Consider the following 7,232-nt stretch of genomic DNA (forward strand, 5'->3'; position numbering starts at 1 on the left):
CCAGGATAAACTGTTCATAGCTTGTAAGTTGTTTCACGAAAGCTCCTCCTTTTTCCAAAGATTTCTCTCTGGAGGAGCTTTTCGTCTTCTTCGGGCTATATATTAAAGGATTTCAACAGAACCAAAAATTTTAAATAAAAATAGGCCAGAAATATAAACCTGACCTATTTCCAAAATTATAAAACAAAAAAGGTATATTAAAATTATTTACCTTCCAGGAATTCCACGCGGCCGTCTTTTAAAAAATATTTGGCGCTTATTATTTTAAATTTTCCTTCTTTAACAAGATCACTAATAACTTGACTTCCCTCTGTTACTTTTTTAGCCATAGCATTTGCATTTTCAAGTATTGCCCTCTCTGTCAAATTTTCTTTATCGCCTGATTTTTCAATGATATCTACTGATGGCTTAATTTCATTTAAAATTGCGGATATGTTGGCACTTTCACTGGCATGGTTAACCGCTGCTGTAACTGCCCCGCATTTTTCATGCCCCATCACTATAAGAAGTTTTGAGCCTAAATGGGCCACCGCGTATTCAATACTCCCTAAAACTACGGGATCAACTACATTTCCCGCTGTCCTTATAATAAAAATCTCTCCCAATCCAGCATCAAATATGTATTCCGGCGCTACACGGGAATCAGAACAACTGAGTATAATTGCATACGGTTTCTGGCCGTTATAAACCTCTTCTAATTTTGCCTTCCAGTCCTTATTTCCAAAATTAAAGCTTGTATATCTTTTATTGCCTTCTTTTAACCTTCCAAGAGCTGCATCCGGTGTTACCCCTTCCTCTGAATGATGCGCACCGCCATGCCCAGTTTCTTCTTTCTCAGAAGCTATTACTAATGAATTTATTGATACAACCAGAGCAAAAATCAGGCACAGTTTTTTTAGATTGTATTTTCCCATAAAATAAATACCTCCTCTTCGATTAATAAATTAATCTTTTTGAAAGATTGCAGTATAACATAAAAAAATTTAAATTCATAGATATTTTTCGCAAAAATTTTTTACTTAATTTCCATGGGGGTTATGGCATTCCAAACATTTAGTATGGATCTTGTCCAAAGTATGCCTTTTATTTATCGGATCTTCCACAGGGGAAAGCGTATGGCAGCTAAGACACATATCTTTATTCTCGCTGTATTTCAGAAGTTTCCTCGTCTCCGATCCATGCGGCAAATGACAGCCGCTGCAATTTCCCTCAAAAACCGGTTTGTGGATTTTTTCTGTATATTTTTGCCTCATATTGGCATGGCAAAGATAACAAAGCTTATCTTCCTTATAATTCCCAACATACTCTTTAGGCAAAAGAAGTTTGTTATTTGGAGAATTATGCGGATCATGGCAGGAAACACACTTTCCTTCTTTTACCGGTTTATGTAAAAATTTGTTTTTTTGAAAAGTTTTGTGACAATTAATAAGACAAATCTTTTCCAAAGGTTCTGCCATCTGGAACTGATAACTGGAAGAATGCGGCCGGTGGCAGCTCAAACATTCACCCGCCATAACTATTAAATGTACATTTTTTCCCTGGGCGATTTTTTGATGGCAATTAAGGCATAAATCAGATATAACTACAACGGTTTTACCTGAATCTAATTTCATTAAACGGCGGCTGTTTGATTCATGGACACTATGACAATCCAAACATTTCCCTTTATTATACGGGGTGTGCAGGTAATTTTCTTTCGGATTTTTCTTATGACACGAAAAACAAAGTTCCGGAATCTTATTTTTTAAAAGATATTCAAAAACAGAAGTATGGGGGTTGTGACAGGATGTGCACTTGCCGTCCCTTATTGGTTTATGGACAAAACTCTTTTCGCCAATTTTTTCGTGACAGGAAAAACAAAGCTCTTTCTCGACTTCAAACAAGAGAATTAAATTATTTTCATCTCCATGGTCCTTATGGCATACTTTACAGTCTCCATCAGCAACAGGGGGATGAACATTGCCTTTTGAAAAAGTTTCTTTTTCTTTCTCATGACAGTCGTAGCATTCTTTTTTCTCTTCTTTTTTTTTCTCTTCAGCGTTCAAAAAAGACGGCCAACCAAAAAGAAATAAAAAAGCAATCAATGATGCATATTTAAAAACTGTTTTTCTGTTCATCAAAGATAGTTCCATTTTTATCTAATTTATCCATATACAAATTACTAAAAGCAAAATACTAACTACTTAAATTTTTTCATAAATGAAAAAATTTATGGTCGGGGTGTCCAGATTTGAACTGGAGACCCCTTGCACCCCAAGCAAGTGCGCTAGCCAGGCTGCGCTACACCCCGACCTTATTTAGAGCATCTAACAAAATGCACGTTTTCGTAATGAACATCATTTTATTAGATGCTCTTAGAATTATTGGCGTTTTTTAAAAAAATCCAGTATTTGCGCCAGAGTTTTCTTCATCTCTTTTCTTTCAACCACCATATCAATCATTCCATGCTCAAGAAGAAACTCAGCGCGCTGGAAACCTTCGGGGAGTTTTTGCCCGATAGTCTGTTCAATTACCCTGGCACCCGTAAAACCTATTAACGCCTTGGGTTCAGAAATAATAATATCGCCGATAGAAGCAAAACTGGCTGTAACCCCGCCTGTAGTCGGGTCAGTAAGGACGGATATATAGGGCAATTTTTCCGTTGCCAATTTGGCAAGCGCCGCCGTAGTTTTTGCCATCTGCATTAAAGACAAAATACCCTCCTGCATTCTTGCCCCGCCTGACGAGGATATTATAATCACAGGGAATTTTTTCTTGATGGCCCGATCAATCGCGCGAAATATTTTTTCCCCCACTACAGAAGCCATACTCCCGCCCATAAAGTCAAACGTTAAAACACAAATAACCGCATCCTGTCCATTAATTTTACCCTCGCCCGACACAAGAGCTTCTTCCAAACCGGTTTCTTCTTTTGCGCTTTTTAAACGGTCGTCATATCTTTTCAGGTCTTTAAAATTTAAAGGGTCGTCCGATTTAATGTTTTTGTCATATTCAATAAATGTATTTTCATCAACAATTAAATTTATCCGTTCCTGCACAGTTAATTTAAAGTGATACTGGCATAAAGGGCAAACACGATAACTATTTTCAAGTTCTTTACCGTAAATAATTTCCTGGCACCCATTACACTTTACCCAAAGCCCTTTTGGAATACCCTTCTTTTTCTCTTTTGGTTTTTCTTCTATTTTCTTTTTAAACCAGGCCATTTTTCGCTTCGCTCCTAAAAGTCATAAGTGGCAAGTTTTAAGTTATAAGTTAAAAACAAAAATATCCCTTTACACATTACACGTTATATTTCTAACTCCATCCCTTCTCGCGCCAATTCTATATCTTTAAATTCTTTCTTTGCGGCTTTTTCAATCTCTGATAATTTTTCGTCCGAATGATCTAAATCATGATGAAAAAGAACCAGTTTTTTGACACATGCCTCATTTGCCAACATAATTCCGTGTTTCCATGTACTGTGGCCCCATCCTTTTTTATTAACATATTCCTCGGGCGTGTAAGTGGCATCATAAATCAGGACATCAGCACCCTTTATAAAACCGGTAAGCATATTATCCGGTTTATTTTCACTTATCGGTTCAGTATCAGTCACATAGACAACAGATATTTTTTTTAAATTAAATCTATAAGCTAATCCCCCGCCGGGGTGATTCAACCTTTCAGTAGAAATATTAATATCAGTTAATTTAATAATTTCACCAGGCTCAATCTCCCTGAAATCCAGGGCCGCGCTTAATCTATTCAAAGACAGCGGGAAAAACGGGGCAGAGATTAAATGATTAATAATTTCCTTTAAAGAATCATTCTTTTGTTTTGGTCCATAAATAGTAAATCTGTTTTTGTTTTCCCCTCTTGTGAAAAATGGGGCAAAAAAAGGAAAACCTAATATATGGTCCAGATGATAATGACTTAAAAATAAATACCCTGTACCATTTCCATTGCAAAATCCCCTGTCCATTAATTTTTGTCCCAATGCCTTAATGCCGCTGCCTGCATCTATAATTACAGTCTCGTCTTTTTTACCGGTATCAATCTCAATGCAAGATGTATTCCCGCCATATACAAGAGTTTCTTTTCCCGTTATAGGCAGGGAGCCCCTGACCCCCCAAAATTTCAGGCGCATTGCTTCTCCTTTGCTGAAACAACCAGTGTTTTTACAAATTCTGCCGTTTTTTTTATAATATCTTTTTTATCCCGCCCTTCCTCAATTTTCTTAACAACCGCGCTTCCGACAATTACTCCGTCGCTGTATTTTAAAATTTCTTTTACCTGCTGTTTCGTTGAAACACCAAATCCAACACATACCGGCTTATTTGTCCATTTTCTTATTTTGTTGACAAATGGGCCGACCTCATCGGCAAGATTTTCCCTTGCACCGGTAACACCTGTAAGAGAGACATAATAAATAAATCCTTTGCTCATAAAGGAAATTTTTTTGATCCTTTGTATTGAACTCGTGGGTGTAATTAAAAAAATAAGGTCTATTCCATTTTGCCCGGCTAAATCAGCCATTTCTTTACTTTCTTCCAGCGGCAGGTCGGGTATAATTAAACCATCCACACCTTTTATTTTTGCATCTTGAAAAAATTTTGAAATTCCATAATGGTAAATAGGATTTAAATAACTCATTAGAATAACAGGAATTTCCACTCGTCTTCGTATATTCGAAACCAAATGCAGTATCCCTGGCAATGTCGTCCCGCTTTTTAAAGCCCTAAGCCCCGCCGCCTGGATTGTCGGGCCATCAGCTAAAGGATCGGAGAAGGGAACCCCCAATTCAATTAAATCCACACCTTGTTTTTCCAGCTCAATAATTAAACCTTCAGTAGTATGCAAATCAGGGGTGCCAGCCATGATATATGTAATTAAAGCCTTTTCCCCGTTTTCTTTTAGATTGTGAAATTTTTCCTCAATTCTGCCCATTAATTTTTCCTTTTATATAATCCTGCACAATACCTATATCTTTGTCTCCGCGTCCCGAAAGATTTATAACGATCATTTCTTTCTTTTCCAATTTTGGTGCCAGTTTTACAGCATAAGCCACCGCGTGGCTACTTTCTAACGCTGGAATGATTCCCTCTATTTCACATAAAAGTTTAAACGCGTTAAAAGCCTCTTTGTCCGTTACAGATACATATTCCGCTCTCGCGGTTTTCTTATAAAAACTGTGTTCAGGCCCGACTCCCGGATAATCCAAACCGGCGGAAATAGAATGTGTCGATAAAACCTGTCCGTCTTCATCCTGCAGCAAAAAGCTTTTACTGCCGTGCAATATTCCGACAGAACCTCTGCAAAGCGAAGCTGCATGCCTTCCGGAATTTAACCCTAAACCGCCGGCCTCAACACCTATAAATTTGGAATTTGTTTTATAAAAAGGATAAAACAACCCCATTGCATTACTGCCGCCGCCGACACATGCGATTAAATAATCAGGAAGTTTTCCTTTTTCCAGCATACTTTGCTTTTTTACTTCTTTGCCGATAACGGCCTGAAAATCACGTACCATCATCGGGTATGGATGGGGTCCTGCTGTTGAACCGATTAGATAATAAGTGGTTCTGACATTTGTAACCCAGTCCCTTATCGCCTCATTCATCGCATCTTTTAATGTCCTTGTCCCGGATTTTACCTCGCGCACCTCGGCCCCTAACAATTTCATCCTGAAAACATTTAATGACTGTCTCCTGACATCCTCCTCACCCATATAAACAACACATTCCAGCCCAAACATCGCACAAACTGTTGCTGTTGCAACACCGTGCTGCCCCGCCCCTGTTTCGGCGATAATCCTTGATTTTTTCATTCTTCTGGCCAGAAGGATCTGCCCAAGGGTATTGTTTATCTTATGCGCTCCTGTATGAAGCAAATCCTCCCTTTTTAAATAAATCTTTGCGCCCCCCAGGTTTTCTGTCAACCTTTTTGCAAAATAAAGCGGGGTTGGACGGCCCGCGTATGTTTTTAAATAATAGTCAAGCTCACCGATAAAATTTTTATCTTTTTTTGCATTTTTATAAGAACACACTAATTCTTCCAGGGCAGTCATTAATGTCTCAGGAACAAATTGCCCCCCGAATTCCCCAAAATGTCCTTTTTTATCCGGCAACATCATGTCGTTTTCACTCCATTGCAAAATATAAATTGCAAAATGTAACAGTTTAAATATTTGAAGAAAACCGCCTCACTGCTTCAATAAACGCTTTTATCTTCTTATGGTCCTTCACCCCGGGCGAACTTTCCACCCCGCTCGAGACATCGACACCGTAAGGTAAATATTTCCTGACAGCTTCACCTGCATTATCCGGGTTTAACCCGCCTGCCAAAATTAATCTTCTATTTTTGACATTTTCAATTAATTTCCAGTCAAATGATTCCCCTGTCCCCCCTAATTTACTCCTATTAAAACTATCCAGCAAATATGCTGAAACATTATACTTGTCCAAATCTTTCAAATCATCACTATTTGAAATCCTGAATGCTTTTATTATCCGTTTATTAAAACCTTCGCAAAATTCATTTGATTCGTCCCCGTGAAATTGAAGAACGTCTAAAGGACAAAATTCAGTTATATCATTAATTTCTTGCATGGACTGGTTGGCAAACAATCCAACTGCAGTTATAAAAGGAGGTAACCGGCGTACGATTTCCCTGCATTTATGTTTATCCGTTTTCCTCGGGCTTTTCGCAAAAACAAAACCAACTGCGTCTGCGCCGTAATTCACACAGGCAAGCGCATCTTCCAAGCTTGTAATTCCGCATATTTTTATTCTTATCAATAATATTTCCCTGCCGCTTAAAGATTATAATAAGTTAGGCAAAATTTAATTTCAAGGTTTCTTTTTGCGTCTATTCATGCCATAGGCAGATCCGCCTTTGGCGGAAAAAACGCTTTTTGTTATAAATCTTAGCGAAATTTTGGAATTTCGATTTCCACGACGCAAGATAATGCTACTTGATAGGATTGTGAAAATCGTTCAAAATGAGCTTAGATTTATAGAAAAGCGTTTCGGGTCAAGCAAAAAGAGATTTTGAAATTAAAAATTTGCCAAACCTAAATTAATTATTATACCTGATAAAGCCGGTTTTCGTCAAGCGAAACCTTATGAGAAGTATCCCCAAAATTTCAGCGTCAAAATAAAGCCGTTTGATAAATCAAATTATTTGTTTGGCCTGTTTTATTGAAAACTATGCCTGAATACTTTGCAAATATTTCTTTTATTCCGTCAGCA

General features: G+C 37.8%; 7 protein-coding genes and 1 tRNA gene. All 8 read right to left on the bottom strand.

All coding sequences use genetic code 11. The features are described from left to right. Positions 1-203: 203 nt before the first annotated feature. A complete protein-coding gene (locus AB1498_02875; protein MEW6087225.1) occupies positions 204-914 on the bottom strand; it encodes a carbonic anhydrase in 711 nt (236 codons plus the stop codon). A gap of 105 nt (positions 915-1,019) precedes the next feature. Further along, positions 1,020-2,117 (bottom strand): cytochrome c3 family protein, encoded by a 1,098-nt coding sequence (locus AB1498_02880; GenBank protein MEW6087226.1) that lies wholly within the window; start codon positions 2,115-2,117, stop codon positions 1,020-1,022. A 95-nt stretch (positions 2,118-2,212) separates the two neighbouring features. Next, positions 2,213-2,290 (bottom strand) — tRNA-Pro (locus AB1498_02885). Positions 2,291-2,360: 70 nt separating this feature from the next. Next, positions 2,361-3,206, bottom strand: coding sequence for an acetyl-CoA carboxylase, carboxyltransferase subunit beta (gene accD, locus AB1498_02890; protein ID MEW6087227.1), 846 nt, complete (start codon positions 3,204-3,206; stop codon positions 2,361-2,363). An 83-nt stretch (positions 3,207-3,289) separates the two neighbouring features. Beyond that, positions 3,290-4,129, bottom strand: a complete 840-nt coding sequence (locus AB1498_02895; GenBank protein ID MEW6087228.1) for an MBL fold metallo-hydrolase — start codon at positions 4,127-4,129, stop codon at positions 3,290-3,292. Further along, positions 4,120-4,929, bottom strand: a complete 810-nt coding sequence (trpA, locus tag AB1498_02900) for a tryptophan synthase subunit alpha (GenBank protein MEW6087229.1) — start codon at positions 4,927-4,929, stop codon at positions 4,120-4,122. The genes AB1498_02895 and trpA overlap by 10 nt, the downstream gene beginning before the upstream one ends. Next, entirely contained in the window at positions 4,916-6,115 is a 1,200-nt protein-coding gene (trpB, locus tag AB1498_02905; protein ID MEW6087230.1) for a tryptophan synthase subunit beta, read from the bottom strand. The genes trpA and trpB overlap by 14 nt, the downstream gene beginning before the upstream one ends. A 46-nt stretch (positions 6,116-6,161) precedes the next feature. After that, a complete protein-coding gene (locus tag AB1498_02910; protein ID MEW6087231.1) occupies positions 6,162-6,785 on the bottom strand; it encodes a phosphoribosylanthranilate isomerase in 624 nt (207 codons plus the stop codon). Positions 6,786-7,232: the final 447 nt, after the last annotated feature.

Source organism: bacterium, assembly GCA_040754625.1.
In the GTDB taxonomy this organism is placed as follows: Bacteria; JACRDZ01; JAQUKH01; order JAQUKH01; family JAQUKH01; genus JAQUKH01.